Source organism: Kaistella solincola, from assembly GCF_000812875.1.
Taxonomy (GTDB): Bacteria; Bacteroidota; Bacteroidia; order Flavobacteriales; family Weeksellaceae; genus Kaistella; species Kaistella solincola.
Map to the genome: position 1 here is coordinate 307,506 of NZ_JSYK01000003.1, position 26,045 is coordinate 333,550.

General features: G+C 39.5%; 26 protein-coding genes and 3 tRNA genes. 14 read left to right on the forward strand and 15 right to left on the reverse strand.

The window, feature by feature from the left end; translation table 11 throughout:
- The first annotated feature begins 76 nt into the window (after nucleotides 1–76).
- The 3 genes from OA84_RS05455 to OA84_RS05465 all read left to right on the forward strand — a co-directional run bounded on the left by OA84_RS05455 (nucleotide 77) and on the right by OA84_RS05465 (nucleotide 4,085).
- Complete coding sequence (locus tag OA84_RS05455; protein ID WP_039343554.1) at nucleotides 77–2,155, forward strand: M13 family metallopeptidase; 2,079 nt, start codon at nucleotides 77–79, stop codon at nucleotides 2,153–2,155.
- Nucleotides 2,156–2,343: 188 nt separating this feature from the next.
- Nucleotides 2,344–3,189 carry an alpha/beta hydrolase family protein gene (locus OA84_RS05460; RefSeq protein ID WP_039343556.1) on the forward strand — a complete coding sequence of 282 codons (846 nt, stop codon included), beginning with the start codon at nucleotides 2,344–2,346 and terminating at the stop codon, nucleotides 3,187–3,189.
- 77 nt (nucleotides 3,190–3,266) lie between these two features.
- A complete protein-coding gene (locus tag OA84_RS05465) occupies nucleotides 3,267–4,085 on the forward strand; it encodes a TerC family protein (RefSeq protein ID WP_039343559.1) in 819 nt (272 codons plus the stop codon).
- 61 nt (nucleotides 4,086–4,146) lie between these two features.
- On the opposite strand, the gene OA84_RS05470 is transcribed toward OA84_RS05465, so the two are convergent.
- The 11 genes from OA84_RS05470 to OA84_RS05520 all read right to left on the reverse strand — a co-directional run bounded on the left by OA84_RS05470 (nucleotide 4,147) and on the right by OA84_RS05520 (nucleotide 13,790).
- Entirely contained in the window at nucleotides 4,147–4,968 is an 822-nt protein-coding gene (locus OA84_RS05470) for a flavin reductase family protein (RefSeq protein ID WP_039343563.1), read from the reverse strand.
- Nucleotides 4,969–5,096: 128 nt separating this feature from the next.
- Complete coding sequence (locus OA84_RS05475; protein WP_039343566.1) at nucleotides 5,097–5,513, reverse strand: GxxExxY protein; 417 nt, start codon at nucleotides 5,511–5,513, stop codon at nucleotides 5,097–5,099.
- 110 nt (nucleotides 5,514–5,623) lie between these two features.
- Nucleotides 5,624–6,871 carry a fumarylacetoacetase gene (fahA, locus tag OA84_RS05480; protein ID WP_039343568.1) on the reverse strand — a complete coding sequence of 416 codons (1,248 nt, stop codon included), beginning with the start codon at nucleotides 6,869–6,871 and terminating at the stop codon, nucleotides 5,624–5,626.
- Nucleotides 6,872–6,946: 75 nt separating this feature from the next.
- Nucleotides 6,947–7,408: a hypothetical protein gene (locus OA84_RS05485; protein WP_039343572.1), complete on the reverse strand. Its 462-nt coding sequence runs from the start codon at nucleotides 7,406–7,408 to the stop codon at nucleotides 6,947–6,949.
- Between the two features lie 9 nt (nucleotides 7,409–7,417).
- Nucleotides 7,418–8,548, reverse strand: a complete 1,131-nt coding sequence (hppD, locus tag OA84_RS05490; protein WP_039343577.1) for a 4-hydroxyphenylpyruvate dioxygenase — start codon at nucleotides 8,546–8,548, stop codon at nucleotides 7,418–7,420.
- Nucleotides 8,549–8,720: 172 nt separating this feature from the next.
- Nucleotides 8,721–9,998 carry an acetyl-CoA hydrolase/transferase family protein gene (locus tag OA84_RS05495; RefSeq protein WP_039343579.1) on the reverse strand — a complete coding sequence of 426 codons (1,278 nt, stop codon included), beginning with the start codon at nucleotides 9,996–9,998 and terminating at the stop codon, nucleotides 8,721–8,723.
- 99 nt (nucleotides 9,999–10,097) lie between these two features.
- Nucleotides 10,098–11,285, reverse strand: a complete 1,188-nt coding sequence (locus OA84_RS05500; protein ID WP_039343581.1) for a homogentisate 1,2-dioxygenase — start codon at nucleotides 11,283–11,285, stop codon at nucleotides 10,098–10,100.
- A gap of 64 nt (nucleotides 11,286–11,349) precedes the next feature.
- A complete protein-coding gene (locus tag OA84_RS05505; protein WP_039343582.1) occupies nucleotides 11,350–11,883 on the reverse strand; it encodes a hypothetical protein in 534 nt (177 codons plus the stop codon).
- 13 nt (nucleotides 11,884–11,896) lie between these two features.
- The gene (locus OA84_RS05510; RefSeq protein ID WP_039343584.1) at nucleotides 11,897–12,328 is read right to left on the reverse strand and encodes a hypothetical protein; all 432 of its coding nucleotides are present in this window, start codon (nucleotides 12,326–12,328) and stop codon (nucleotides 11,897–11,899) included.
- A gap of 9 nt (nucleotides 12,329–12,337) precedes the next feature.
- A complete protein-coding gene (locus tag OA84_RS05515; protein WP_039343591.1) occupies nucleotides 12,338–13,135 on the reverse strand; it encodes a lysophospholipid acyltransferase family protein in 798 nt (265 codons plus the stop codon).
- Between the two features lie 25 nt (nucleotides 13,136–13,160).
- Nucleotides 13,161–13,790, reverse strand: a complete 630-nt coding sequence (locus tag OA84_RS05520) for an NUDIX hydrolase (RefSeq protein WP_039343592.1) — start codon at nucleotides 13,788–13,790, stop codon at nucleotides 13,161–13,163.
- A 393-nt stretch (nucleotides 13,791–14,183) separates the two neighbouring features.
- Here OA84_RS05520 and mgtE point away from each other — a divergent pair, with 393 nt between their 5' ends.
- Both mgtE and OA84_RS05530 read left to right on the forward strand, forming a co-directional pair.
- Complete coding sequence (gene mgtE, locus OA84_RS05525; protein WP_039343597.1) at nucleotides 14,184–15,503, forward strand: magnesium transporter; 1,320 nt, start codon at nucleotides 14,184–14,186, stop codon at nucleotides 15,501–15,503.
- Nucleotides 15,504–15,511: 8 nt separating this feature from the next.
- Nucleotides 15,512–16,231, forward strand: a complete 720-nt coding sequence (locus tag OA84_RS05530; protein WP_039343599.1) for an ABC transporter substrate-binding protein — start codon at nucleotides 15,512–15,514, stop codon at nucleotides 16,229–16,231.
- Nucleotides 16,232–16,281: 50 nt separating this feature from the next.
- Here OA84_RS05530 and dapA read toward each other — a convergent pair whose 3' ends face one another.
- The gene (gene dapA / locus OA84_RS05535) at nucleotides 16,282–17,154 is read right to left on the reverse strand and encodes a 4-hydroxy-tetrahydrodipicolinate synthase (protein ID WP_039343602.1); all 873 of its coding nucleotides are present in this window, start codon (nucleotides 17,152–17,154) and stop codon (nucleotides 16,282–16,284) included.
- 109 nt (nucleotides 17,155–17,263) lie between these two features.
- On the opposite strand from dapA, the gene OA84_RS05540 reads away from it, so the two are divergent.
- The 4 genes from OA84_RS05540 to recO are packed head-to-tail and all read left to right on the forward strand — an operon-like array spanning nucleotide 17,264 to nucleotide 21,897.
- Nucleotides 17,264–18,034, forward strand: a complete 771-nt coding sequence (locus tag OA84_RS05540; protein WP_039343604.1) for a 5'-nucleotidase C-terminal domain-containing protein — start codon at nucleotides 17,264–17,266, stop codon at nucleotides 18,032–18,034.
- A complete protein-coding gene (locus OA84_RS05545; protein WP_039343605.1) occupies nucleotides 18,027–18,974 on the forward strand; it encodes a bifunctional metallophosphatase/5'-nucleotidase in 948 nt (315 codons plus the stop codon). The genes OA84_RS05540 and OA84_RS05545 overlap by 8 nt, the downstream gene beginning before the upstream one ends.
- A 2-nt stretch (nucleotides 18,975–18,976) precedes the next feature.
- Complete coding sequence (gene porZ, locus OA84_RS05550) at nucleotides 18,977–21,208, forward strand: type IX secretion system anionic LPS delivery protein PorZ (RefSeq protein WP_039343607.1); 2,232 nt, start codon at nucleotides 18,977–18,979, stop codon at nucleotides 21,206–21,208.
- A complete protein-coding gene (gene recO, locus OA84_RS05555; protein WP_039343608.1) occupies nucleotides 21,208–21,897 on the forward strand; it encodes a DNA repair protein RecO in 690 nt (229 codons plus the stop codon). The genes porZ and recO overlap by 1 nt, the downstream gene beginning before the upstream one ends.
- Before the next feature lie 58 nt (nucleotides 21,898–21,955).
- Here recO and OA84_RS05560 read toward each other — a convergent pair whose 3' ends face one another.
- Nucleotides 21,956–22,675: a hypothetical protein gene (locus OA84_RS05560; protein ID WP_039343609.1), complete on the reverse strand. Its 720-nt coding sequence runs from the start codon at nucleotides 22,673–22,675 to the stop codon at nucleotides 21,956–21,958.
- 58 nt (nucleotides 22,676–22,733) lie between these two features.
- On the opposite strand from OA84_RS05560, the gene OA84_RS05565 reads away from it, so the two are divergent.
- Entirely contained in the window at nucleotides 22,734–23,159 is a 426-nt protein-coding gene (locus OA84_RS05565) for an RNA-binding S4 domain-containing protein (RefSeq protein WP_039343612.1), read from the forward strand.
- On the opposite strand, the gene OA84_RS05570 is transcribed toward OA84_RS05565, so the two are convergent.
- Entirely contained in the window at nucleotides 23,156–23,674 is a 519-nt protein-coding gene (locus tag OA84_RS05570; RefSeq protein WP_039343614.1) for a shikimate kinase, read from the reverse strand. The genes OA84_RS05565 and OA84_RS05570 overlap by 4 nt on opposite strands.
- 107 nt (nucleotides 23,675–23,781) lie before the next feature.
- On the opposite strand from OA84_RS05570, the gene OA84_RS05575 reads away from it, so the two are divergent.
- The 3 genes from OA84_RS05575 to OA84_RS05585 all read left to right on the forward strand — a co-directional run bounded on the left by OA84_RS05575 (nucleotide 23,782) and on the right by OA84_RS05585 (nucleotide 24,129).
- Nucleotides 23,782–23,854 (forward strand) — tRNA-Lys (locus OA84_RS05575).
- A 38-nt stretch (nucleotides 23,855–23,892) separates the two neighbouring features.
- Nucleotides 23,893–23,975: transfer RNA gene (locus tag OA84_RS05580), tRNA-Leu, on the forward strand.
- Nucleotides 23,976–24,056: 81 nt separating this feature from the next.
- Nucleotides 24,057–24,129, forward strand: a tRNA-Lys gene (locus OA84_RS05585).
- Between the two features lie 89 nt (nucleotides 24,130–24,218).
- Here the strand turns inward: OA84_RS05585 and panC are convergent.
- Complete coding sequence (gene panC, locus OA84_RS05590; RefSeq protein WP_039343615.1) at nucleotides 24,219–25,067, reverse strand: pantoate--beta-alanine ligase; 849 nt, start codon at nucleotides 25,065–25,067, stop codon at nucleotides 24,219–24,221.
- 195 nt (nucleotides 25,068–25,262) lie between these two features.
- Here panC and OA84_RS05595 point away from each other — a divergent pair, with 195 nt between their 5' ends.
- The gene (locus tag OA84_RS05595) at nucleotides 25,263–26,033 is read left to right on the forward strand and encodes a glycogen/starch synthase (RefSeq protein WP_039343616.1); all 771 of its coding nucleotides are present in this window, start codon (nucleotides 25,263–25,265) and stop codon (nucleotides 26,031–26,033) included.
- The last annotated feature ends 12 nt before the right edge of the window (nucleotides 26,034–26,045 follow it).

A 26,045-nucleotide genomic window follows, 5' to 3' on the forward strand; every position in this document is an offset into this window, starting at 1 on the left:
GCACGAAAAGTTATTCATTACATTTAAAATATTTATTATCTTTGAGAATACCTAAATTTTATCAATCAAAGATCCTATGAAAAAAATTTCAATAACGGTACTCGCATTTTCGGGACTTGTTTTCCTTAATTCGTGTACTACAACCAAAACCGCCGAGGTGGAAACTGCTCCCGCTGCGGTAGAAATCACACCGATCAAAGAAGAAGGGCTTAACCTTTCTTACATGGATTCCACCGTACGACCACAGGACGATTTCTTCAGCTACGTGAACGGAAACTGGATGAAAACTGCGACCATTCCTTCCGATAAATCCAGCTGGGGAAGTTTCAACGCACTTCGTGAAGACGTAGATAACGCCTCGCTCGAAATTCTGAACAAAATCCTCACCGATAATTTTCCGGCTGGTTCCGAAGGACAAAAAATCCAGAACCTGTACGGAACTTTTATGGATTGGGATAAAAGAAATGCAGACGGCATTAATCCTATAAAAAGTGATTTGCAGAAAATCGAAAATATTAAAACTGTCGGCGATTTGCAGAATTACCTTACACAAGCTACAAGAACCGGTGACAATCCGTTCTATGCGTGGCGAGTAAGCGCAGACATGAAAAATTCCGTGATGAACGCGGTTTATTTAGGTGGCGCCTCATTAGGTTTGGGCCGCGATTATTACCAAAAACAAAACGACGCCAACACCAAAACTTTAGCGGAATATCAAAATTATTTAACCCAGATTTTCCAGACCATTGGTTATAAAGATGCCAGCCAATCTGCGCAGAAAGTCGTGAATTTTGAGAAAAAACTCGCGCAGGATCTTTTAACCAACGAGCAAAACCGTGATGCGAATCTTCGCTACAACCCGAAGACCATTCCGGAACTTTCCAAACTGGTTAAAGCGGTTAATTTGCCGAAATATCTTACCGATGCGGGCGTAAATACCGACAAAGTAATCGTCAGCGAGCTGAAATATTATCAAAATATGGATTCGTGGATGAATGCTAAAAATCTTCCATTAATCAAAGATTATATGAAAGCGCGTTTGGTTTCTTCCAATGCCGGAAATTTGAACAAAGAATTAGATGACTTGAACTTTAATTTCTATTCTAAATATCTTCAGGGTCAGCAGGAGCAAAGACCGATGAACAAAAGAGGTTTAGGCGTTATCAATGGTATTTTAGGTGAAGCTTTCGGGAAATTGTATGTTGAAAAATATTTCCCGGCAGAAGCCAAAGCGCAGATGGAAACCTACATTGATTATCTGAAAAAGTCTTTTGCGCAGCATATCGCGGAAAACGACTGGATGTCGCCAGAAACTAAGCTGAAAGCTCAGGAAAAACTTTCAAAATTCGCTGTAAAAATCGCTTATCCCGACACCTGGAAAGATTATTCGAAATTATCGCTTACGAGCCCTGCGAATGGCGGCACCTACTACAATAATTTACAGAATATCACTGAATGGCAGTATGCAAAAAATTTAGATAAAATTGGAAAACCGGTAGATAAAACCGAATGGGGAATGTCACCACAAACTGTAAATGCTTACTACAGCGGTTCTAACAACGAAATCGTTTTTCCGGCCGCAATTTTACAGCCGCCATTTTTTAACTTTAAAGCTGATCCAGCCGTTAATTTTGGGGGAATTGGTGCCGTTATCGGACACGAAATTTCTCACGGTTTTGATGATTCCGGTTCCAGATTCGATGGAGACGGAAACTTAAATAACTGGTGGACAGAAGCTGACCGTAAAAACTTCGATGCGAAAGTTGGGCAACTTGCTGCGCAATACGATAAATATGAACCTGTAAAAGGCAGTTTCATCAACGGTAAATATACCAGCGGTGAAAATATCGGTGATTTGGGTGGAGTAGCTGTGGCATACACTGCACTGCAAATGTATCTGAAAGATCACGGAAATCCTGGATTGATCAGCGGATTAACTCAGGATCAAAGATTTTTCATGAGCTGGGCAACCGTTTGGAGAACCAAATCTACAGAGCAATATATGGTGAATCAGGTGAAAACCGATCCGCACTCGCCGGGCTATTTCCGCGCCTTTGCGCCGTTGGTGAACCAGGATTCCTTCTACAAAGCTTTCGATGTGAAACCGGGCGACAAATTGTACAAAGCACCGGAAGAAAGAATTAAAATTTGGTAATCTGAATTTTAAATAACATCAAACCTCTCAATTTATTGGGAGGTTTTTTTACCGCCTGTTTGGGTGTTTTTTTTCAAAATTCTAACAAAACCGATTTAATGGAAATTGCCTAATTTTAATTGAATATTTTAAATCTAAAAATTTGCCGTCAAAAGCAGCTTTTTTTTTAAAATTTAAACCAAAAACCGATGATGGAAATTAAAATCGACAGAAATATTATCATTCAAAATCCGGAAACAAAAGATTTTTTAGCTGATGCTTATTATCCCGAAACGCAGGAAAAACTTCCGCTGGTGCTTTTTGTTCACGGTTATAAAGGTTATAAAGATTGGGGCGCCTGGGATTTGATGGCGAAAAATTTCGCCTTAAACGGACATTTTTTTGTGAAATTTAATTTTTCGCATAACGGAACAACTTTAGAAGATCCACTGAATTTCGGTGACTTGGAAAGTTTTGGTCAAAATAATTTCACCAAAGAACTTTCAGATTATAACGCGGTTTTAAGCCATTTTTACGAAAATCCGAAAATAGATAAAGAAAAAATCGCAATCATCGGGCACAGCCGCGGCGGCGGAATTTCGGTTATTGAGGCTTTTGAAGAAGAACGTGTAAAAGTGCTTATTGCACTTGCTGGCGTCAGCCATTTTGGTTACCGTTTTCCGACGGGCGAAAGATTGGAAAACTGGGAAAAAGAAGGAGTCATGTACTCCGAAAATGCACGCACACACCAACAAATGCCTCATTATTACCAGTTTTTTGAGGATTATAAAGCAAATGAAGAACGCTTTAATATTCAGTACGCTGCGCAGCATTTAGAAAAGCCGTTTTTAATTATCCAGGGAACAAACGACGATGCGGTGAAAGACAAAGAAGCGACTTTGCTTCACGAATGGTGTAAAACTTCGGAGATTGAAATGATTGATGGTGCAAACCATACTTTCGGTGCGAAGGAACCCTGGACCGAAAAAACGCTGCCGGAAGATTTAGAAAAAGCCACTGATGTAGCCGTGAATTTTTTAAAAAAACATCTGTAATTTAAACCGATGTGAACGAAATTTAATATTTCGCAACCAACAGAATTTTATAATTTTGTAAGCTTAACACGTTTCCTATGATGCTACTCTCGGTTTTGGAATTTCCCGATTTTGCGCAGCCGCAAATCTGGATCAGTTTATTGACACTTACTTTCCTGGAAATTATTCTGGGCGTTGATAACATTATTTTTATTTCGATAATTTCGGATAAACTGCCAAAAGAACGGCAAAAATTTGCGCGAAATCTTGGTTTAGCTTTCGCGATGCTTTTCCGCGTGGCGCTTTTGCTCATGATCAACTGGATTATCGGTTTGAAAGAACCGGTTCTTACACTTGATTTCTTTAATGAACCCGGCACCGATTTGCCGCTGCAGCTGAGTTGGAAAGACATTATTCTTTTGGTCGGTGGTATTTTCCTGATTGCGAAAAGTACTTTTGAAATCCACGGCAAAATGCAGATTGAAGACGATCATCACAAACCAAAATCCGCCGCGTCTTCGCTCATGGCGATGGTCATTATTCAGATTATTTTGATCGATATGGTTTTCTCGCTGGACTCCATTTTAACAGCCATTGGTTTGGTAGATAACGTCATGCTGATGATTATCGCAGTGGTAATTTCTATTGGAATTATGATGGCATTTGCCGGCCCGATTTCTACGATTATCAATAAATATCCGAGTTTGCAGATGCTTGCTTTGTCGTTCCTGGTGGTGATTGGCGTAATGTTGGTGGCAGAAGGAATTCATCAGCATGTGAGCAAAAACATTATTTATTCGTGTCTTGCTTTTAGTTTACTGGTAGAAGTTTTAAACATTAAATTCAGGAATAAACAAAGACAGAAAGCGCTGAAACTTAATCCCGATTTGAATGATGATTTGAGTATAAAAGATTAAAAAAAAATACCAAAAAAGCCGCGAATATTTGCGGCTTTTTTTATTTCTAAATTTTCCATGCTTAAAGGCGTAATTTTTCCCAGGCCTCTTCTATTTTGTGTTGATGAAGCAACGCCTGAACTTCAGCGTGCACAGCTTCATCTGAAGTAAATTTCCCTTCCGGTAAAATTTCCGTATTCGCCAGCATTCCCAGATCATTTCCGGTAAATACTTTTGAATATTTAATTTCATCGGGCAATAAATCGAAGCCAATTCCTTTTGTAACCAAAGGTTTCGGAACTTCGAAGAGATTGTTTTCAATGTTTCGGGAATACCAGTTTCCTCCTAAACGTGCCACCAGATCCAGTTTTTTTTGGTCCAGATTTCCTTCGTTATTTAAATATTCCTCACGTACGTGAATTTTTACAATTTCGCAGATGACCAAATTTCCAGCACCACCTTCGGTACCCAAATGTTTTATTTCCAAAACTTTACATTCCAGATTTACGGGACACTCTTCGATGAGGTTTGGTTTCACCAAATCCGCTTTTTTCATCGTAAGACCTGCTTTTACAAACTCATTCAACTCTTTCTCATATTCGGTAGATGCCAGCGAAACTTGTTGTACGATTTTATAATTCACAATGCCGATGACCACTTCCGGAACTTCCAAGACGTTTTCCAGGGTGTGTTTCGTCGTATTATCACGAACACGTCGCGCTGGCGAAAAAATTACAATCGGTGGATTGGAGCTGAACATATTAAAAAAGCTGAACGGACTTAAATTAACGTTTCCGGCTTTATCGATGGTGGAAGCTAAAGCGATGGGTCGCGGCGCAATAGCTGTTTGCAAAAGCGTCTGGAGCTGAAAATTGTTGAGTTCGTCGGGGGAAATTGTTTTCATATTAATTTGAGGAAGTTTTTTTGAGCGGTTGCAGGCCGACTTTTAACACATTAGTCACATAAGTTTACATTACAAGAGTTAGTCAGTCCACAAAAGTATTAGAAATCGAAGATTTCTTCATTGGAACGCTAAATTTTATTTAACTGCTTAAAATAACGACTGACAAAGGTTTCCTGACCTTCATGGTATAAATTCATCACGTTGAAATTAACTAAAATTGCTTTTGGTACTTTTAATATATTCATGTAATTCATGGTTTGCGCACGATGAATATTATGAATTTCAGCGACAGATTTAAGCTCCAAAACAATGAGGTCTTCAATTAAAAAATCACATTTCACCTTGCAATCAATAATTTCACCTTTATAACTAATGGGGATTTCAAGTTCAGATTTATATTTTAAACCACACAGCTGAAATTCTTTCGTCAAACACTGGTGATAAACATTCTCAAAAAGTCCAGGACCTAAAAATTTATGCACTTCAATGCAGGCACCAGTAATTTTGTAGGTTAATTCATTAATATACTTCTGTGTTAGCTCCATTAAATGAAAATTTTAATTTTCAAACTCATGTGCTCTAATGCAACTAATTAAGCACAGTCCAAGTAAAAACTAATGTGTTAAAAAATGATGGTTACATTGTGGTTTAAATCTTATTTCGCAGGTAAAACCTTCCCCCTAACTTCACCGAAACCAACACGAACACCATCTTTTTCCGCGTGACCGCGCATGATGATCGTATCAAAATCTTCGATGAAACTTCGCTGTGAACCGTCGGACAGAATAATCGGTTCTGTACCTCTCCAAGTGAGTTCCAGCATGGAACCGAAAGAATCTTTTTCAGTGCCCGAAATTGTTCCCGAAGCATAGAGATCACCAACTTCTACATTACAACCGTTTACCGTATGGTGTGCAAGTTGCTGCGCCATATTCCAGTACATAAATTTATAATTGCTGCTTGAAATTAAATTTTCGCTACCGTTTTCCGGTTTCAAAAAAACTTCGAGCTTAATGTCCAGATTTTGTTTGCCTTCAAACTTCAAGTAATCCAACACTTCGGGTTCCTGTTGTGGTGACTCAACTCTAAACGGTTCCAAAGCTTCTAGAGTAACTACCCATGGTGAAATTGAAGAACAGAAATTTTTGCCCAAAAATGGTCCTAAAGGCACATATTCCCAACTCTGGATATCGCGCGCCGACCAGTCATTAAATATAACCATTCCGAAAATCGCGTCGTTCGCGTCAGCGGTAGAAATGCTGTCGCCCATTTCGGTGTTTTTATTCACCACAAAGCCGATTTCCAGCTCGAAATCCAACTGTTTACACGGCCCGAAAACCGGTGTATCTGTTCCCGCAGGTTTCATCTGACCTTTAGGTCTGTAGAAATCCGTTCCCGAAACTACAATCGAAGAAGCGCGTCCGTGATATCCGACCGGCAAATGTTTCCAGTTTGGTAAAAGCGCATTTTCTTCACCGCGGAACATTTTGCCAACGTTGCTTGCATGTTCGATGCTGCTGTAAAAATCGGTATAATTCGGCACGTGAAGCGGCATCATCATTTGCACCTTATCGAAGCTGTAGAAACATTCCTCCACAGTTTTTTGGTCTTCCGAAAGCGGAGAATTTTCAAGCAAAAGTTCCTGAAGTTTCAGACGAACAGCATTCGTCACAGGTTTTCCAAGCTCGATAAATTCGTTGAGCGTGTAAGCTTCAAAAACATTTTCATTTAACCCGTCGATATCACCGAAAAATCCGTAATCGTACATCGTCGCCAGATCTAAAACCATATCGCCAATCCGCGAACAGCACGCAATGTATTCTTCATTGAAAATACCGACACCAAACGGAATATTATGAATTGAAAAATCCGAATTTTCGGGATAAGAGATAAAAGATTTCATAGAATGGTATTTAAAATAAAGGTTCAAAAGCCAGATTTAATCGACGTTTGAACCTTTTATGAATAATTATTGAATTTATTTTTTGTTGATAGACGTTTCGTCAATCCAGCGTTCTCTCGTGTTGATATCCAGCAGGTAAAGTATTTTTTTCTGCTGGGTCATCAGGAAGGTTTTTGTCACCGGAACCGGGATTTTTTTACCCTCGAGCAAATTTGCGCGCACCGAAACGATATTGTGTTTGGAGCGTACGACATCGCCGCTGAAAACATTTGAAGTGCTTTCGCCCGTGCTTTTATCATCGAAAATTTCGATATAAGTTGCTAAATTTCCTTTGATGACAATAAAAGACCGTTCTGTATGATCTTCGAAATCTTTAATTAAAACGAATTTTTTATCATCGATGTTGACGTTGTTTAAATTTTGGTTGACGCCGCGGCGCTCTTCCAGGCGGTCCAAAATCGCGTTCACCGAACCGTACTGCGCACGAAGTCCCAGCGCTGTGAAAAAAAACAGGGCAAAAACGAGAGATTTTTTCATTTTTATTAGTTATAAATTTCCGCGTCTTTCCTGTTCTTTTTCCAAAGCTTCAAACAACGCTTTAAAATTCCCCGCACCGAAACTTTGTGCACCGTGTCTTTCAATGATTTCGAAGAAAAGCGTTGGGCGGTCTTCCACAGGTTTTGTGAAAATCTGCAACAGATAACCTTCTTCATCGCAGTCGATGAGAATTCCCAAATCAGAAAGGGTTTTTAAATCTTCGTCGATTGTTCCAACACGTTCCGGAACCATTTCGTAATAAGAATTCGGCGGAGCCGGCAAGAATTCAATTCCGCGCGCTTTAAGCTCCGTTACGGTTTTTACAATGTCTTTTGTCGCTACCGCGATATGCTGCACGCCTTCACCTTCGTAGAAATCCAAGTATTCTTCAACCTGAGATTTTCTTTTACCTTCAGCTGGTTCATTAATCGGGAATTTTGCAAAACCATTTCCGTTGCTCATCACTTTACTCATTAAAGCCGAATATTCAGTGTTGATCTGCTTGTCATCAAAACTTAAAATATTTACAAATCCCATCACTTTTTCGTACCACTCTACAGTAGGAATCATCCGGTCCCAACCAACATTTCCCACACAGTGGTCTACATACAAAAGTCCAACTTCGGTCGGATTATAAACGCTTTCCCATTTCTGGTAGCCAGGCATAAACTCGCCGGAATAATTTTTTCTTTCAATGAACATGTGCACGGTTTCGCCGTAGGTATAGATTCCCGACATTCTTACTTCGCCGTGTTCATCGGTTAAAGTTTGAGGTTCCAGATAAGGTTTTGCGCCTCGTTTGATGGTTTCTTCGTAAGCTGAATAAGCATCATCCACCCAAAGTGCTAAAATTTTAACCCCATCACCGTGCTTTTTTTGATGTTCGCAAATTGGCGAATCAGAACTTAATCCTGAAGTTAAAACCAACCGGATTTTTCCCTGTTGCACGACGTACGAAGCGCGGTCGCGAACGCCGGTTTCCGGACCTGCATAAGCAACGGATTGAAAACCAAAAGCGGTTTTATAGAAATGTGCTGCCTGTTTGGCATTTCCTACGTAAAATTCAATATAATCGGTACCATTGATGGGCAAAAAGTTTTCAGCTTGAGCTATTTTTTCTGCGAAAGTAAGTGTTGACATTGTTCTGTTTTTTTGATATGCCAAATTACAAAAATTTTCAGGAGTATGGGAAATTCAAAAAAATGGTCAAATAAAGCGGAGAAAATTTAAAAAGAAAAAATTACCCGAAATAGCAGTAAATTTTTTGAATCCAAAAAAAATCCCGAAAATAATTTCGGGAAAATTTGCCTTTTTAGAGGCATTTAAATCTTTCGAAAGTCGCTCTTTCCAGCATTTCGCGATCGTCGGGATGCGAAATTTCAATTAAAGCTTTCGCGCGCTGTCTTAAACTTTTTCCGTATAAATATGCGACACCAAATTCTGTAGCCACATAATGAATATGACCTCTGGTCGTGACTACGCCGGCGCCGGGTTTCAGGAAAGGTACAATTCTCGGTACACCTTTTTTGGTTCGGGAAGAAATGGCGATAATCGGTTTTCCACCGTCAGAAAGTGCCGCACCACGCATGAAATCCATTTGTCCGCCAATTCCGCTGAATTGGTAAGTTCCAATGGAATCTGCGCACACCTGGCCAGTTAAATCAATTTCAATAGCGGAATTTATCGCAACCATTTTCTTGTTTTTCATGATGTTGATCGGATAATTCACGTGTTCCACATCCATAAATGCAAAGGACGGATTGTCATCAATATAATCGTATAATTTTCGGGTTCCGAAAGCAAAACTGGTAATGGTTCTGTTAGAATGCGTGCCTTTGTATTTGTTCGTAATAACGTCGTTTGCCACCAAATCTACGATTCCGTCGCTGATCATTTCGGTATGAATTCCCAAATCTTTGTGATTGTGCAGACATTTCAGCACCGCATCCGGAATGGTTCCGATTCCCATTTGCAAAGTAGAGCGGTCATCGATGAGCTGTGCAACATTATTTCCGATGAGCATTTCGCATTCGCCAACTTTTGCACCATAATCTACGGTCAGCAATTCTTCTTCATGCCACACCATTTTGTGGATTTTCGAGTGGTGAATCATTCCGTCACCGTGCGTTCGTGGAAGGCGCGGATTTACCTGTGCAATAATGGTTTTTGCGTTATCAACAGCACTTCGGGCAACGTCTACAGAAGTTCCCAGTGTGCAGTAACCATGTGCGTCCGGCGGTGAAACCGTAACCATAGCAACATCCAACGGTAAAATTCCACATTTAAAAAGCGTCGGAATTTCGCTGAGGAAAACCGGCACAAAATCACCGCGTTCCGAGTTTACAGCTTCGCGAACCGGTGTTGAAACGAAAAGCGAATTGATGTAAAAGCTGTCTTTATATTGTGGTTTTGCAATTTCTACATTGCCTTGCTGTGTAATTGAAACAAATTCTACATTGCGCAAACGGTCGGCTTGGCGAGCCAGTTCATCGATGAGGAGATTCGGGGTACAGGCGCTGCCGTGGGAAAAAATTCGGTCGCCACTTTTGATGACGGAAACTGCCTCTTCGGCGCTGATATACTCAACCATATTTTATTTTTTTTATCATTAGAATACTTCCCAAAAGTAATTATTTACCTCGGGCTTTTAAATGAGGAAAGTCATTTTTCGGCAATTAAAACATGATATTTATTCCTGACTGCGGTCATGCAGAAAATTATCCTCAGTTTCCAACCAAGAAGTTTTATAAGTTGGATCTTCCACTTTTAAAGCTTCCTCCGTTAATTGAAAAGGTCGGAAAGGATCAACCATCACCGCATATTCTTCGGTAAATTTTTTACCAATGCTCCGTTCCATTGCGCCAGGGTGTGGACCGTGAACAATACCGCCGGGATGCAGCGTAAAATCCATTAAATCGATATGGTTTCTACTCATGAAATCGCCTTCGGTGTAGAAAAGCACTTCGTCCGAATCGATATTTGAATGATTATACGGCGCCGGAATCGCTTGCGGATGATAATCATACATTCGCGCCACGAAAGAGCAAACCACAAAATTATGCGCTTCGAAATTCTGGTGCGTTGGCGGTGGAAGGTGAACCCGACCGGTAATCGGTTCGAAATTTTTGATATTAAATTTGTACGGATAAAAATAGCCATCCCAACCGACCACATCAAATGGATGCGTGGCGTAAACGAAATCCCAGAGTTGATTTTCTTTCTTTACTTTAATTAAAAATTCACCTTTTTCGTCGATTGGTTCCATGAAAGTTGGCGCTACAATGTCGCGCTCACAGAAGGGCGAATGTTCGAGCAGCTGACCGAATTCATTGCGGTATCTTTTCGGTGTATAAATCGGCGAATGACTTTCAATAAACAAAAGCACGTTTTTTTCGTCATTAAAATCTATTGAATAAATAGTTCCGCGCGGAATAATAAGATAATCACCAACGGAAAAATCGAGATTACCGACAAAAGTTCTGAGTGTTCCGCTGCCTTCGTGCACGAAAAGCAATTCGTCGCATTCAGCATTTTTATAGAAGTAATCGGTGCTTTTTTTTGGTTTTGCCAAACCAAGTTTCAGGTCATTATTTATCAGCAAAACTTTTCTGCTTTCCAGAAAATCATCTTCCGACGTAATATTCATACCTTTAAACATCCGCGGCGTCACGTTTTTAGCAACCGCAATTTTCGGCGTTACATCTTTCGGTTCACTGATGGATTTTATCTGCGTAGGACGGTGAATATGGTAAAGAAGCGAGGAAATACCGTGAAAACCTTCGGTGCCAAAAAGCTGCTCATAGTAGAACTTATCATCCTCCGATTTGAAAACAGTATGCCTTTTCTGTGGAATTTTCCCCGACTGATGATATCTCATTTTCGTAAATTTTATTACGTAAATTTAATCAAAATTTCAGACTTCGGGAAGCTCGTAAATTTTTTTAGGAAGGATTAAATTCCATCACCGCTTCATAAAATTCTTCTTCCATAATGCCGAATTGCTGCGCGAGCAGTTGAAGACCGGCTAAATTTTCAGCTAAAAATCTGTCGTTTTTCGGAAATGGTAAAAAACCCATTGAAGTCTTAAATGAAAAATTTTCACCGTCATTTTTGATTTCGGTTTCAGCGAATTCCAGTTTTCTGAAAAAAGTATTCTGAGTTTCGTTTTCAGCGTTCAAAACCTCGGGGAAAATTAAAACTCCGCCGGAAGTCATGCTATTGCAAAGCAAATCCAAATCTTCCTGACTGGTTTCAGACGTTGCAAATGCAATATTCGGTTTATAATTTTCGAAAAAATTAGCCTCTGAAGCAGCTAAAATTACAAAATCTTCACTCGGGATTTCTTCAGTTTCAACCGAAGAAATAAGGTCGAAATTTTTACCGTGAAAATTAAGAATATGTAAAAAAAACGGGGTTAAAACGGCATTTTTTGTGAAAATAAGCACGCGCGTTTTGTTATGGAATTTGCTGAACATCAATTAAACCGTGCTATTTTTTAAGATTATCGTTGATGATGTCGTGGAAAACCACCACAACACTGTCCCAGCGCTCTTTATCTTTCGGCATGATGTTCGACGCGTCGCTTTTGCTGCCGGAATTATCACCTTTTTTTACGTTAATCGTGGTTGAAATATTGTCGTAAAGTTTATTATAATCTTCCTGAATGGTGCGGAAATTATTTGTTGCAAGTGCTTTTTCAATGCGGTAAAGTTCGCGATTTGTAATGCGGAAATCTTTTTTCACCTTTTGGTTTTGACCTTCGAAAGAGTAATGAACTTTATGGCCTTTGATGAGTAAATTTTCATAAATCGGCGATAAACCGCCACTTCGCGCATAGCTGTAATCAAAATCGCGATATTTGTTTGGCGAAGCACACGCCGTTAAAAATAAAAATGTAAGGACAAAAAATAAGTTTTTCATAAGTTTTATTTAAATTTTAACTTCTGCTTTTTTTGTTTTCAATTCTTCATCATATTCGTGCAGCAAATTGAAATCTTCGGTTTGTTCGATGCCAATCATGATTTTATTTAAAATAGTCTGCGCATCATCTTTGTCATAATCAATATCCAAAGCAGGTTTAAAAACCATCGTCGGTTTTACGCCCGTAACTTTCACGCGCAAACCTTTTTTATCAAAAGCGCGGCGGAAACCATTAATTTTTATCGGAATTACAATAGGTTTTTGGTTTTTTACCAATTTCGCCGTTCCTTTTCTGCCTTGCGCAAACGCCGAAGTGGTGCCTTGCGGAAAGGTAATCACCCAGCCGTTGTCCAGCGCTTTCATTATGTTTTCAACTTCGGTTAAATCCACCATTCGGTTTACGTTTTGGCCTTCGGCGCGCCAGGTTCTTTTTACCGTTACAGCACCTGCAAGCTTGAAAATTTTGGTCATAAAGCCTTTGTTCATGGTTTCTTCAGCTGCAACATAATAAATGTCAACTTTTGGATTCAGCAGATAAATTGGATTTTTGATAGAATTTAAATAACCATTATTTACTGCACAAAAAGCCTGGTACATTGCGGCAACATCGGCGAAATACGTTTGATGATTGGAAACAAAAAGAACATTAGAGTCCGGAAGATCCACTAAATTTTCGGTCCCGGAAATTTTTAGTTTATTAAAACCATTAAATCTTCGGTAGGATACCATCCCTAAAACAAAAATTATCAGTCGTTTCAGGAAATACAGATTGCCAAAAGCATCTGTGAAAATATTTTTCTTCGCCATTATCTAATAACCATAGGGTGCGAATTTACAAATTTTTCAATAATTGGCTAAACTCGCTTAATATCATCGACGTTGCGCCCCAAATAATATAACCGTTGAAATTGATGACCGGAACTTCCACGCCGCGCGACGTTGGTAACACCATCATTTCCGGTGCATCTTTTAAACTTAAAATAGAAGAAACGGGAAATTCAATAAGCTCCACAGCTTCACTTTCCTGCAGGAAAAACTCCGGATTTTTCTTGGTGTAGGAAACGAAAGCTTTCACGTAAAAGTTGCTCGGCGGAATGTAAATCGGTGAAAGTTCGCGGATAATGCGGATGTAATGTTCATCAATTCCAACTTCTTCCGAGGTCTCGCGTTTTGCGGTTGCCGCATAATCCACATCGAAATCTTCTTTTTTTCCGCCCGGCAGAGAAATTTGGCCGCTGTGGCGGTCGCGTTCATTTTCGCTGCGTACGATGAGCGGCAAAAACCACTCATTATTCTTTAAATAAAGCATGATATTTACGGCTGCAAACTTCGGATTTCTGGTTAAAATTTCTTCGTAAGAATAAAGCGGACGGTACGGCGGAGAATAAATTTCGTGGGCCGCGTCGCCGCGAAGTGTGGCTTCCTGGATTTGAGTGAGCAGATTTCTACCAAATGTTCTCATGGAAACAAATTTACAAAATCGCGCTCTGAAAGTCTTCTAAAATAAAGTTAAATTTCGGTCCTAAGCTATTTTTCAAATTTTTGTTTAAGTTTTTGCTGAATAAAAATTCCGACCTTAAAGCACCAATTTTTCTGTTTTTCTAAAACCAAAAAAAAATGGTCAAAAAACAGCTAATTTTTCATTTTTAGATTTAGAAAGAATTTCAAAAAGCAAGCAATTTTTCATTTTAAAACTTAAAAAAAGCGGTCAAACAGCAGCCAATTTTCCTCATTTATAAAATCGGAAAAAATGCTTAAAAAACTGCCAATTTTTTTGGTTTAATAAAAACATAAAAACTCAATAATTTCGTCTCTTTTTTTAAAATGGTTACTTTTGCACAGCTTAAAGAAACATTTGGAAACGCACGATCTTATTTTCAATCCGCAGGATATTGCAGAAACGCTCAGCGAACTTCGCGCTGATGAGCGCCTGATTGCGTTTTTGAAAGTTCCGAAGGAATATAAAGCCGATGTTTTTTCGCACCTCGATCCCGATTTTCAGGAAGAAACCATTCGCGGCATTGGCAGTGATGAGGTTTCTGAAATTCTGAACGCGATGTCGCCCGACGACCGGACCGCGCTTTTCGAAGATTTTCCGGATGAGCTCATCAAATATTCCATCAACCACCTGAATCCGCAGGAAAGACGCGTCGCGCTGAAACTTTTGGGCTACGATGCTGATTCCATCGCGCGTTTGATGACGCCGTATTACATTCAAATCCGGAAAGAATGGACGGTAAAAAGATGTTTTCAGCAGATTAAAAAACTCGGCAAAAAGGTGGAAACCATGAACCATCTTTATGTGGTTGATGAACGAAACCGCCTGATAGACGATATTATGATCGGTTCGCTGCTTTTGGCGGAAGAAGACACGCTGATTTCCGAAATTACCGATAACCACTTTGTTGCGATTACGACGACAACTTCCAAAGAAGATGCGGTACCTTATTTTGAAAAATATGACCGTTCTGCGTTGCCTATTGTTACTGAAAACGGTGTTTTGGTGGGAATTGTGACCATCGATGATATTTTAGACCAAATTGAATCCCAGAATACCGAGGATATTCAGAAATTCGGGGGTATGGAAGCACTAGATGATCCGTACCGGCAAACACATTGGTTTGAAATGATTAGAAAAAGAGGCTTCTGGCTTATTCTTTTATTTTTCTTCCAGCTTTTAACGGCTTCCGCGATGGGTTATTTTGAAGATGAAATACAAAAAGCTGTTGTACTCACTTTATTTGTTCCACTGATTATTTCAAGTGGCGGAAATACCGGTTCCCAGGCCGCTACGCTTATTATCCGCGCAATGGCACTTCAGGAAATTACGGTAAAAGATTGGTGGCTCGTTATTAAAAAAGAATTGGTCACAGGAATGGTGCTGGGTGGAATTTTAGGTATTTTCGGCTTTTTCAGAATAATGCTTTGGCAATATGCAGGCTGGTTCGATTATGGTCAGCATTGGGCATTTATTGCGTTAAGCGTCGGTATTTCGCTGTCGATGATTGTAATGTGGGGAACACTTTCAGGCTCGATGGTTCCTTTTATTTTGAAGAGATTTAATCTTGATCCCGCTACTTCTTCGGCACCTTTTGTGGCCACTTTGGTTGATGTTACTGGTCTGGTGATTTATTTTACAGTCGCAGGTTTGCTTTTGAGCGGCAGACTTCTTTAAAAAATTCAATGAAAATCATTTCGCTCGTTCCGAGTATTACCGAAACACTATTTGATTTTGGACTGACTTCAAACGAAATTATTGGTCGCACTAAATTCTGCATTCATCCGGAAAATTTGGTGAAGGAAGTTGAAGTTATTGGCGGCACCAAAAATCTGAATATTGAAAAAATCCGTGCTTTAAACCCCGAATTAATTATAGCGAATAAAGAAGAAAACGAAAAACTTCAGGTGGAAGAACTTAGCAAAGAATTTAAGGTTTGGGTCACCGATATTCAAAATTTAGAAGACAATTCCATGTTTATTACTGACCTCGGTAAATTGCTAAAAAAGCCCGATTTAGCACGGAATTTTAATGAAAGCATTGACGGCATTTTTTCTGAAATTAAAGTTGAAACACCGAAAAAAGTCGCGTATCTCATTTGGAAAAATCCGTATATGACGATAGGTTCGGATACTTTTATTCATGACGTTATAAGCAAAATCGGTTTCCAGAATATTTTTTCTGCGCAGAAAAGATATCCGGTGATTTCGCTTTCAGATTTTCATGAGGCTGAATATATTTTTCTTTCGACAGAGCCGTATCCATTTAAGCAAAAACACATTGAAGAATTTCAAGCAGAATTTCCTTCGAAAAAAATCACTTTGGTGGACGGCGAAGCTTTCTCCTGGTTCGGAACACATTTGACGAAAAAAAGCGAATATTTGCAGCGTTTAGCAAAGTTATAAAATGAAAAAAAGCCCGTTATAACAGGCTTTTTTTTGATTTTGTCTAAAAATTAAATTCCAACCATTTCCGCTTTTATTTTTTCCTGAAGTCCGGAGCTTGCGATCACCAAAGGCAATCGAACAAAGTTTTTCAAAATTCCCATTTCAGCCAAAATGGTTTTAATTCCGGCCGGATTTCCTTCAGCAAAAATCAATCGGGTGATTTCTACCAGTTTATTGTGAATTTCGTAAGCTTCTTTTACTTTTCCATCAAAAGCCAGCTGAACCATGGTAGAAAATTCCTTCGGATACGCTTGGCCAATCACGGAAATTACACCGTAGCCACCGGCTAAAGTTACCGGTAGCGTATATTCATCATCGCCGGAAACCAAACTGAAATTCTCCGGTTTTTGGCGTAAAATATCAAAATATTGGTTGATGCTCGGCGCAGCTTCTTTAATCATAAAAAGATTCGGGAATTCCTTCGCCAATCTCACAGTTGTTGAAGCTTCCACATTTTGCCCTGTACGGGATGGAACGTTGTAAATAATGATTTGTTTACCTGTTTCTGCTAGTGCTTTATAATGCTGATAAAGACCTTCCTGATTCGGTCTGTTGTAATATGGTGAGACCGAAAGAATTGCGTCGAAAGCCGATAAATCAGTTTCTTCGATTTGTTTTTTTACTTCGAGCGTATTATTTCCGCCAATTCCTAAAACGAGCGGCAAGCGCTTGTCATTCACTTTTATAATGTGCTCAATGACGGTTTTTTTCTCATTTTCCGAAAGGGTTGCGGCTTCGGCAGTGGTGCCCAAAACTACCAGATAATTGGTGCCGTTTTCGATGTTGAATTCCACCAACTTCGTCAGTGAATCCAAATCAACCGATAAATCTTCATTAAACGGTGTTACCAGCGCCACACCAAGACCTTTTAATTTGCTCATTTTTCTTGAATTAATCTTCCAAAATTACAAAATTTTAGGAGAGATTTAAGCAAAAGCTGCGAGAACTTTATATTCATATCTCTATATTTGTAACTCTTATTTTAAGATTATGAAAAGTAAATTTCTACTGGCCGGGTTTGTCGCCGTAACGCTGATTTCCTGCCGTGCGCCGCTCGCCGTTGCGAAAGTTGATGTCCAGAAAAATATTTCGGTTGCGGAAAATATGCCGGTAGACCAGACTTTCAAAAAAATCATCGAGCCTTATAAAATGGAACTTGAAGGTAAAATGAATACCAAACTTTCTCACACCGCTGTCGATCTTACCAAATCTGGTGACAACAGCAATTTGGGAAATCTTTTAGCCGATTACACCTTTGAAGGTGCTGATGTGTGGGCAAAAAACAACGGCATTCCGGGTGGAATTGATGGCGCAGTGATTAACATCGGCGGCATCAGAACCACGATCGCGAAAGGCGATATCATTACGCGACAGATTTATGAGGTGATGCCTTTTGAAAATGAAGTCATGATTATGAAAATGAAAGGCGCTGATATGCAGGGACTTTTCGATTATTATCTGAAAACGCAGAAAAACAATCCAGTTTCGCACATCGTTATTGAGACCGATGGCGATAAAATAATAAAACAGCTGATTAACGGCGAAAAAATAGATCCGGCGAAAACGTATTATATCGCGACCTCCGATTATCTTGCTTTGGGCGGTGATAATATGGATTACTTTAAAAAAGGTGAAATGATTTCCACCGGAATTAAATTACGCGATTTATTTCTGGAAAAATTTAAAGCAAATCCTGAAGTTACGGTTCCTACGGATGTGCGCCTGAACTTTAAAAATAAAAAAAATACCACTGATGAATAGGAAACAGTTTCTGAAAACCGCTGGTGGCGGAGCTTTAGCACTTACTTTAGCGCCAAACCTTTTGATGGCGGAGAATTTCGACATATTAAAATCAGCGTCAGAATATCAGCTGACGATTTTGCATACCAATGATCAGCACAGCAGAATTGAACCGTTTGATTCATCATATACCCGAAATCCAAACCAAGGTGGTTTTGCACGCCGTGCAGCATTAATTCAAAAAATCCGAAGCGAAGAAAGCAACGTGCTGTTGCTGGATTCTGGTGATACTTTTCAGGGCACGCCGTACTTCAACTTTTTCGGTGGTGAACTGGAATTTAAGTTGATGTCCATGATGGGCTATGATGCTTCAACGATGGGAAATCACGACTTTGACAATGGTTTGGCGGGTTTCAAAAAAGTGCGTCCTGTCGCGAAATTCCCTTTTATCTGTTCAAACTATGATTTTTCGAATACCATTTTAGAAGGTGAAACCGAGAAATATAAAATTTTTAATAAAAACGGTATTAAGGTCGGAATTTTTGGCGTCGGAATCGAACTTGCAGGTCTTGTCGGAAAAAAAGATTACGGCGAAACAATTTATTTAAATCCGATTGAAATAGCGCAGCATTACTCGGAATTTTTACGGAACGAAAAAAAATGCGATCTGGTTATTTGCCTTTCGCATCTCGGTTACGAATATAAAGACAATCCAAAGGTCTCCGATAAAGTCCTTGCGGCAAATACCGACGGAATTGATTTGATTTTAGGCGGGCATACGCACACCTTTCTGCCGGAACCACAGGCTTTCCAAAACAGAAAAAGCAAAAATGTGCTCGTTAACCAGGTGGGTTGGGCAGGTTTACTTTTGGGAAAAATCGATTTTTATTTCGATAAAAATAAAGCGGTTAAAAATATTTCCTGGCAAAATCAGATTATTGATGACAAGATAATGGTCTGAACATGAAAAAATTCCTCCCGTTTTTGCTGTTTTTTTGGATTTTACATGTTCCCGCGCAGAAAATATCTTCGGGCAAATGGACCGATTTATTCTCGTACAATAATGTTTTGGTAATTCGTGAAGATGCCGGAAAATTAATAGCCGCCACCAAAAACGGAATATTTTTTTATACGCCTGCAACGGGCGAAATTTCAAAATTATCAAAAGCAAACGGACTTCACGAAGTGAAAATTTCCGCTTTTGATTATAACGCCGAAACCAAAACCGGTTTGGTCGGTTACGAAAATGGTTCGCTGGACGTTATTTCACCCGACGGAATTACCTACGTCGTGGATATACCAATTGCGACCGGTTATTCTGGTGATAAAAAAATCAATCACATTTCTATTACTGGGAATTTGGCGGTGATTTCGGTTGGTTATGGCGTTTCCATTTTCCGGCTGGATAAAAAAGAATTTGATGACACGGCGTTTTTTACAAATTCTATCGGTGTTTACGAACCTGCGCGCGAAGCCGGCATTAAAGAAAATTCGGTTTTTGCGGTAACGCCAACCGGTTTAAAAAAACACGCAATCGATGTCACTTTTCCCATCTACCGCGAATGGACAACAGTGTCCAGTGGAGATTTTACGCAGATTGCAAGTGGAAACACCACAGTTTTTAGCTCCAAAAACAGAGTTTTTTTCGGAAATGGAAATTCATTTTCAGCGCTTGCGGCAAATTTTAACGACATCCGTGATGTAAAAGTTACGGATCAAAACATCATCGTAAGCGACCAAACGAAAGTTTTGATTTACACTTTGTCCGGAAGTTTGGTAAAATCTTTCGATGCTAAAGAACAGCTAAATACCGCCTGTTTTTCTCAATCGAAAGTTTATGCAGGAACGGAGTTTTCCGGTATCTTAACCGAATCCGGTGAAGCGTTGAAACCCGACGGTCCGTACAGCAACACTTCTTATAAAATTGATTTGGTTGCTGACCAGATTGTTATTTCCAGCGGCGGCCGCGAAAGTTACAATGAACCCATTTACCGCAATCTTGGTTATTACCATTTTAATGGGAAAGAGTGGATTTACCCGGATTTTTTCAAATCTTTTCAAGTTCCGTTGAATGTTTTGGATGCGGTAATAAATCCCGCTAAAAAAGAGGAGATTTTTTTTGTAAATTATACCTTTGAGGCCGGTAAAAAAGGGATTTACCGCATGGTTGATGACCTTTTTAAAAATAAATATATCACCGAAGACGCCTTTTACAAGCGCATTGGCGGACTTACTTTCGATGATAATAACCAGCTTTTCGCGTCCACTTCTGAACAGGCCGGTAAATTTGGTTTTTACCATTATGACGCTGCAGCGGACCAATTTAACCTTATACCAATTGCGTCGGGTGGTGACGTGCAAAAACCTTTTGCAAAGGAGGGAATTCTCTACCTTTTTTCACCTTTTTTTGACAGCCGTGGCGGCCTGGTAATTTATGATTATAACAATACACCTGCAGTGCGCGGTGATGATCGTTTTACCGTGATTCGCAAAGAAAATAATCTGCCCGCAAGTGGTGTGGTTTCAGCAGCTTTGGACAAAAACGATGATCTCTGGATCGGCACCAGAATTGGTTTGCGTGTACTTCAAAATCCGAAAAGCGCAATTGGTGAAGCATCACCACAAGCGGAACCGATTATCATCGAAGAAAATGGTGTGGGCGAAGAACTCTTCCGCGATACCCAGATTTTGCAAATTGAAGTGGATTCCGGAAACCAGAAATGGATTTCGGCTGACGGCGGCGGTGTTTTTTATTTAAGCGCTAACGGTGAAAAAACCTTGCAGCATTTTACACGTGAAAATTCGCCGTTGCCCACAAATGATGTTACCGATATAAAAGTTGATAAAGCTACCGGCAAAGTTTATTTTGTTACCGTGGAAGGAGTTGTGGTTTACCAAGGCGATGTGGTGAATGTAACCGATAACTTTGCCGATGTTTTAGTTTATCCGAATCCGGTTGTTTATGCGCAATACAAAGGAAATGTAAAAATCCGCGGTTTGGCGGCGAAAACCAATATCAGAATTACCGATTCGGCGGGAAATCTCGTGCATCAGGCAGTAGCGCGTGGCGGATTTTACGAATGGAATGTATTGAATCACCGTGGAAGCCGCGTAGCTTCCGGAATATATTTCGTTTTGATGACCAACGAAGACGGAACGGATACTGCCACCGCGAAAATTGCCGTTGTAAATTAATGCAGATTATCAAAGGTTTTTTGCTGTCGTATGTGAAATACGGCGACAGCGACGCTATTTTGCACTGCTTTACGGAAGAAGCAGGTTTTCAGAGTTTTTTTGCAAAAGGTCTGTACACCGCGAAGAATAAGAAAAAACCCTATTTATTTCCCCTTAATTACCTGCTTTTTTCAGTTCCTAAAAAAACGGTGGAAAGCCGGATTTCACGCGTTTCAAAACTCGAAGCCGGAACCGATTCTCACGATTTTCAAAATGTTGCCGCGAGTTCGGTTTTATTTTTTACCGCAGATTTTCTGCATCAGGTTTTGCGCGAAGAAGGCCGGAACGAAATGCTTTTCGAGGAAATGATTAACGTTAGAAATGAGTTTATTGAACAAAATTTTGACGCCTATTTGGCCTTTATTTTTAAATTTTTAATGATTTCCGGCGTAGCGCCTTTAAAAGGAAATGACAAATTTTTGAATCCTGAAAGCGGAATTTTTGAAGCTGAAATGTCGCATTCTTTTTTCAACGAAAACGTTTCGGAAATTTGGTTGAAATTTTTAACCGCACCAGAAATATACGCCGTTAAACTGGCAAAAAAGGACAAAACAGCTTTTCTGGATTCGCTGATGATTTACTGCCAGTTTCACATCACCAATTTCTACATTCCGAATTCTTTGGCTGTGGTCCGCGAAATTTTCGAGTAAAGCTAAAACCAAAAAAAAGCCCCAAAAAGGAGCTTTTTTTTAAATATTTAAATAAAATCTATCTTGTTGCCGGCGCAGGTATTGATTTGTAAACCTGGAAGTTAAAGATAAAACTTCGGTCTTTAAAACCAATTCCGGTGTAGTTGTAATGGGCATCGCGGGCGAAGGCTGCGCGCGAAGGAACGATGATTACACCCTGTAAATTGTAGTTGCTGTCATCTTCAAGATTGAAAGCTTTGAATTTTTGAATCGCTTCGCGGAAACCTTCAATTTCATAAAAACTTCTCTGCTTTTGTAAGTCGTCTTTCGCAGCATTTCTCACCGATTCTTTCGCGTAGTAATAAAGCGGGTCAATTTCCGGAGTTCCGGTGCCGGCGATGGTATTTTTGAAAGGAAAACCGGAGGTAAATTCAATTTTATTGTCGGTATTTGTCGCCAGATAAGTCATCGTATTGTGCATGAGATGCAAAATATCGGTGTCACCAATTGCGGTTCCCGGTTCAGGTTGAGCGCCCTGGCGAACAACGTAAATCACACCCGATGGAAGTGTAACAGGATTTAAATCGGCAAGTTTTACATTGGTTTTATCGGTATCAGGAAGAAACTGAATGTTACCTTTGGCATCCAGATAATGGGTTTGCAAAAAGGTAGCAGCAGCTTTGTCATCATAACTATTTTGAGTTTCTATACTTACTTCCGGCTGCGCAACAATTTCATCTTTTCGGCAAGAATTAAAGGTTACAAAAGCGACGGCGAGGTATAAGAATGTTTTTTTCATATTTAATATTATGATTAAATTGCTAAAATTTTTAATCCAGCAAAAGTATAAATAAAATATGAGAATCGATAAGTTTTTATGGTGTGTACGTTTTTACAAGACCAGAAGCATTGCTGCCGATGAGATTAAGAAAAACCGTGTTTCAATCGGGAATCAAACGGTGAAATCGTCGCGTGAAGTGAAAGAAGGTGACATTATAAAAATCCGGAAAAACCAGATCGATTATCAAATAAAAGTTACACAAATCCCGAAAAGCAGATTGGGCGCGAAACTAGTGCCACTGCATATTGAAGACAAAACCGATAAGGAACAATACGACATCCTGAAACAGCGAAATCTAAGTCAGGAACATTACCGCAATAAAGGTGAAGGCCGACCGACGAAAAAAGACCGTCGTGATATTGAGGATTTTGTAGATGATGGTTCGCATGGCGATATGGAAGATGGTGACTGGGATTTGTTTTTCAGCGAAGTCAACGATTAAGAAATTTGAAAAATTTGGGCGATTTCGCGGCAAATTTCTTCGGGACTCTTATTGTCGGTTATCACGGTATGTTTCGCCTGACTGTAAAATTGCTGTCTTTCAAAAAGATGTTGCCCGATGAATTCAGGGAGCTGCTCATCAGGAATTTTTGCTATTAACGGTCGTTTTTGCTTTTGTTTAAGCAAACGTTCGGTGAGAATTTTTACCGAAGTGCGAAGGTAAACGCTTGTGCTTTTCTCATTAATTAAAGAAATGTTCTCATAATAAGCAGGCGTGCCACCACCGACACTCAGGATGCAGCTCTTTTCGGTATCTAAAATTTCATCTAAAATAGCGCGTTCCTGTTTTCTAAAGAAAATTTCCCCTTTTTTCTCGAAAATTTCTGCAATTGGCATATTGTGGCGCGCAATAATCTCCTTGTCGAGGTCAATTAATTTCAAGTTCATTTTGTCGCTCAAAAGTTTGGAAATGTGTGATTTGCCGCTTCCCATGTATCCAATCAGAGAAATTATCATCTTTTTATTTTATACAAAGTACCTAAAATATTTTGAGATTTTAAAAAAAGAAGTATCTTTGCACCACTTTAAAACGAGAATAAAATTGTTCAGTTTTAATGGTGACCGACTCGGTAGCTCAGCTGGTAGAGCAATACACTTTTAATGTATGGGTCCTGGGTTCGAATCCCAGCCGGGTCACAAGTAAGAAAATTCCGTAAGTTTTACGGATTTTTTTTGCCTGCGTGGTGAAATTGGTAGACACGCCATCTTGAGGGGGTGGTTTCCTATGGATGTGCTGGTTCGAGTCCAGTCGCAGGCACTGCCAGAATTATAGATTTTAATTATAGGTTTTAGATGGTCAGTAATTTAAAATTTAGAATCTAAAATTTAAATTTAAACCGACTCGGTAGCTCAGCTGGTAGAGCAATACACTTTTAATGTATGGGTCCTGGGTTCGAATCCCAGCCGGGTCACTAATTACTTGCTGAAAGTAATTTTTTTCATATTAATATTTTGTGATTTGGTGTTCAAAAGTCTTCCCAACAGGAAGACTTTTGATGTTTTAATCCAAATGTAAATTATCGATGAGGCGCACATCGTTTACCAAAACAACGATGAAAGCGCGGTAATTATGACCTTTGTAGAAAAAGTCGGTTTCTTTCAGCGTCTCTTCGTCGGCAATAACAAAATATTCAAGCGCCATCCCGCGCTGGTCTTCAAAAATATCTTTTACTCTTTTGTTTATTTCCGGAACGGTTAAAATCCGGAACCAATCATTTACTTTTTTTAAAGTTTCATAAATAACTTTTGAAGCTTCATGCTGTGGCGGACTTAAGCGCATATTCCGCGAGCTCATCGCCAGGCCGCTTTTTTCACGAAAAATAGGAACGCCGTGAATTTTAACTGGAAGCTGAAGCTTTTGCACCAACTTTTCGATAATCGCTAACTGCTGATAATCTTTTTCACCAAAATACCCATTATCCGGCTGTACCTGTCGTAAAAGTTCTTCAACCACTGTTCCGACACCATTAAAATGACCGGGACGCGATTTTCCTTCCATTTCATTTTCCAAACCGTCGAAATCATAGGATTTACTTTTTAAACCGTCTGGGTAAATATCTTCGGTTTCCGGCAAATAAACCGCATCAACTTCACCTGTTTGTTCAAGCAGTTTCAGGTCACGTTCAATCGTTCGCGGATACTTTTCTAAATCCTGTGGATTATTGAATTGCGTGGGATTTACAAAAATTGACGCAATAATGAGGTCATTTTCCTTTTTTGCGCGGGAGTAAAGGCTGAGATGTCCCTGGTGAAGTGCGCCCATCGTGGGTGCAAAGCCAATTTTTTTTCCCATTTCTTTCTGCCTTTCAATAAAGTCGGTAAAAGGTTTTTTAGCGGTAAATATTTCCATACATCGTGTGATTATCCTTGTAAAAATAGCAATTCTGTATAAAATTTGCGGCTAATTTTTACAAATTATTTATCAATAGCAGCAATAAAGCCCTATTGAGACTAATATTATGTTAAATAGAGTAATATTAGTTTAAATTTTGTAAATTTGCGCGGTAGAATTTTCTGCTGTAAAATTAGAAGAACGATTGAATTTATGCCGAACCAAAAGATTTTGTATGTCACCACGGAAATGTTCCCATATCAGGAAGATAGCAATATGGCGACAATGGTGAGTAAGATGGCGCTCAAAATGCATCAGGAGGGAAATGATGTACGGGTGTTTATGCCAAGATTTGGCCAGATCAGCGAACGAAAATTTCAGCTGCATGAAGTAATCCGTCTTTCGGGGATGAACATTATTATTAATGATTTAGACCAGCCTTTAATTATCAAAGTGGCGTCGCTTCCCGGCGAAAGGCTGCAGGTTTATTTCATTGATAATGAGGAATATTTTAAGCGAAAGCAATTCTACATCGATGAAACCGGAGCGGCTTTCCCGGACAATGATGAGCGCGCGATATTTTTTGCCCGTGGCGTCATTGAAACCATCAAAAAACTCAACTGGGTTCCGGATGTTATTCACCTGAACGGCTGGATGGCTTCATTTATTCCGGTTTATTTAAAGAGTTTTTACAAAAATGACTCTTATTTCAACGATACCAAACTTGTTCTGTCGGTTTACAATGAGGAAAACCTGCCTCTTTCGGAATCTGTAGAAGAAAAAATGAAATTCGACAATATTACCGGTTTATCTGCGTTTAAAAATCCAAATTTTCATAATTTCGTGATCGAAAGTATGAACATAGTAGACGTTGTGGTAAAAGGTGATGAGTTTCTGCAGGACGATCTGGAAGCAGGTTTTGAAAAATCTACTTCTACGAAGTCGGAATATCTTGAGCCTGAAGCAATTCTTAATATATACTAATCAATTTTTATT

What these genes read in the sequence shown, in the direction of transcription:
- OA84_RS05500 (WP_039343581.1), bottom strand. Translation starts at nt 11,285, where the DNA reads ATGAGATATCATCAGTCGGGGAAAATTCCACAGAAAAGGCATACTGTT.
- OA84_RS05595 (WP_039343616.1), top strand. Translation starts at nt 25,263, where the DNA reads ATGCCGAACCAAAAGATTTTGTATGTCACCACGGAAATGTTCCCATAT.
- fahA (WP_039343568.1), bottom strand. Translation starts at nt 6,871, where the DNA reads ATGAAATCTTTTATCTCTTATCCCGAAAATTCGGATTTTTCAATTCAT.
- OA84_RS05545 (WP_039343605.1), top strand. Translation starts at nt 18,027, where the DNA reads ATGAATAGGAAACAGTTTCTGAAAACCGCTGGTGGCGGAGCTTTAGCA.
- dapA (WP_039343602.1), bottom strand. Translation starts at nt 17,154, where the DNA reads ATGAGCAAATTAAAAGGTCTTGGTGTGGCGCTGGTAACACCGTTTAAT.
- OA84_RS05495 (WP_039343579.1), bottom strand. Translation starts at nt 9,998, where the DNA reads ATGGTTGAGTATATCAGCGCCGAAGAGGCAGTTTCCGTCATCAAAAGT.
- OA84_RS05485 (WP_039343572.1), bottom strand. Translation starts at nt 7,408, where the DNA reads ATGAAAAAATCTCTCGTTTTTGCCCTGTTTTTTTTCACAGCGCTGGGA.
- OA84_RS05475 (WP_039343566.1), bottom strand. Translation starts at nt 5,513, where the DNA reads ATGGAGCTAACACAGAAGTATATTAATGAATTAACCTACAAAATTACT.
- hppD (WP_039343577.1), bottom strand. Translation starts at nt 8,548, where the DNA reads ATGTCAACACTTACTTTCGCAGAAAAAATAGCTCAAGCTGAAAACTTT.
- OA84_RS05530 (WP_039343599.1), top strand. Translation starts at nt 15,512, where the DNA reads ATGAAAATCATTTCGCTCGTTCCGAGTATTACCGAAACACTATTTGAT.
- porZ (WP_039343607.1), top strand. Translation starts at nt 18,977, where the DNA reads ATGAAAAAATTCCTCCCGTTTTTGCTGTTTTTTTGGATTTTACATGTT.
- OA84_RS05565 (WP_039343612.1), top strand. Translation starts at nt 22,734, where the DNA reads ATGAGAATCGATAAGTTTTTATGGTGTGTACGTTTTTACAAGACCAGA.
- OA84_RS05470 (WP_039343563.1), bottom strand. Translation starts at nt 4,968, where the DNA reads ATGAAAACAATTTCCCCCGACGAACTCAACAATTTTCAGCTCCAGACG.
- OA84_RS05520 (WP_039343592.1), bottom strand. Translation starts at nt 13,790, where the DNA reads ATGAGAACATTTGGTAGAAATCTGCTCACTCAAATCCAGGAAGCCACA.
- OA84_RS05510 (WP_039343584.1), bottom strand. Translation starts at nt 12,328, where the DNA reads ATGAAAAACTTATTTTTTGTCCTTACATTTTTATTTTTAACGGCGTGT.
- OA84_RS05515 (WP_039343591.1), bottom strand. Translation starts at nt 13,135, where the DNA reads ATGGCGAAGAAAAATATTTTCACAGATGCTTTTGGCAATCTGTATTTC.
- OA84_RS05540 (WP_039343604.1), top strand. Translation starts at nt 17,264, where the DNA reads ATGAAAAGTAAATTTCTACTGGCCGGGTTTGTCGCCGTAACGCTGATT.
- OA84_RS05465 (WP_039343559.1), top strand. Translation starts at nt 3,267, where the DNA reads ATGATGCTACTCTCGGTTTTGGAATTTCCCGATTTTGCGCAGCCGCAA.
- OA84_RS05505 (WP_039343582.1), bottom strand. Translation starts at nt 11,883, where the DNA reads ATGTTCAGCAAATTCCATAACAAAACGCGCGTGCTTATTTTCACAAAA.
- recO (WP_039343608.1), top strand. Translation starts at nt 21,208, where the DNA reads ATGCAGATTATCAAAGGTTTTTTGCTGTCGTATGTGAAATACGGCGAC.
- OA84_RS05560 (WP_039343609.1), bottom strand. Translation starts at nt 22,675, where the DNA reads ATGAAAAAAACATTCTTATACCTCGCCGTCGCTTTTGTAACCTTTAAT.
- OA84_RS05460 (WP_039343556.1), top strand. Translation starts at nt 2,344, where the DNA reads ATGATGGAAATTAAAATCGACAGAAATATTATCATTCAAAATCCGGAA.
- OA84_RS05570 (WP_039343614.1), bottom strand. Translation starts at nt 23,674, where the DNA reads ATGATAATTTCTCTGATTGGATACATGGGAAGCGGCAAATCACACATT.
- panC (WP_039343615.1), bottom strand. Translation starts at nt 25,067, where the DNA reads ATGGAAATATTTACCGCTAAAAAACCTTTTACCGACTTTATTGAAAGG.
- OA84_RS05455 (WP_039343554.1), top strand. Translation starts at nt 77, where the DNA reads ATGAAAAAAATTTCAATAACGGTACTCGCATTTTCGGGACTTGTTTTC.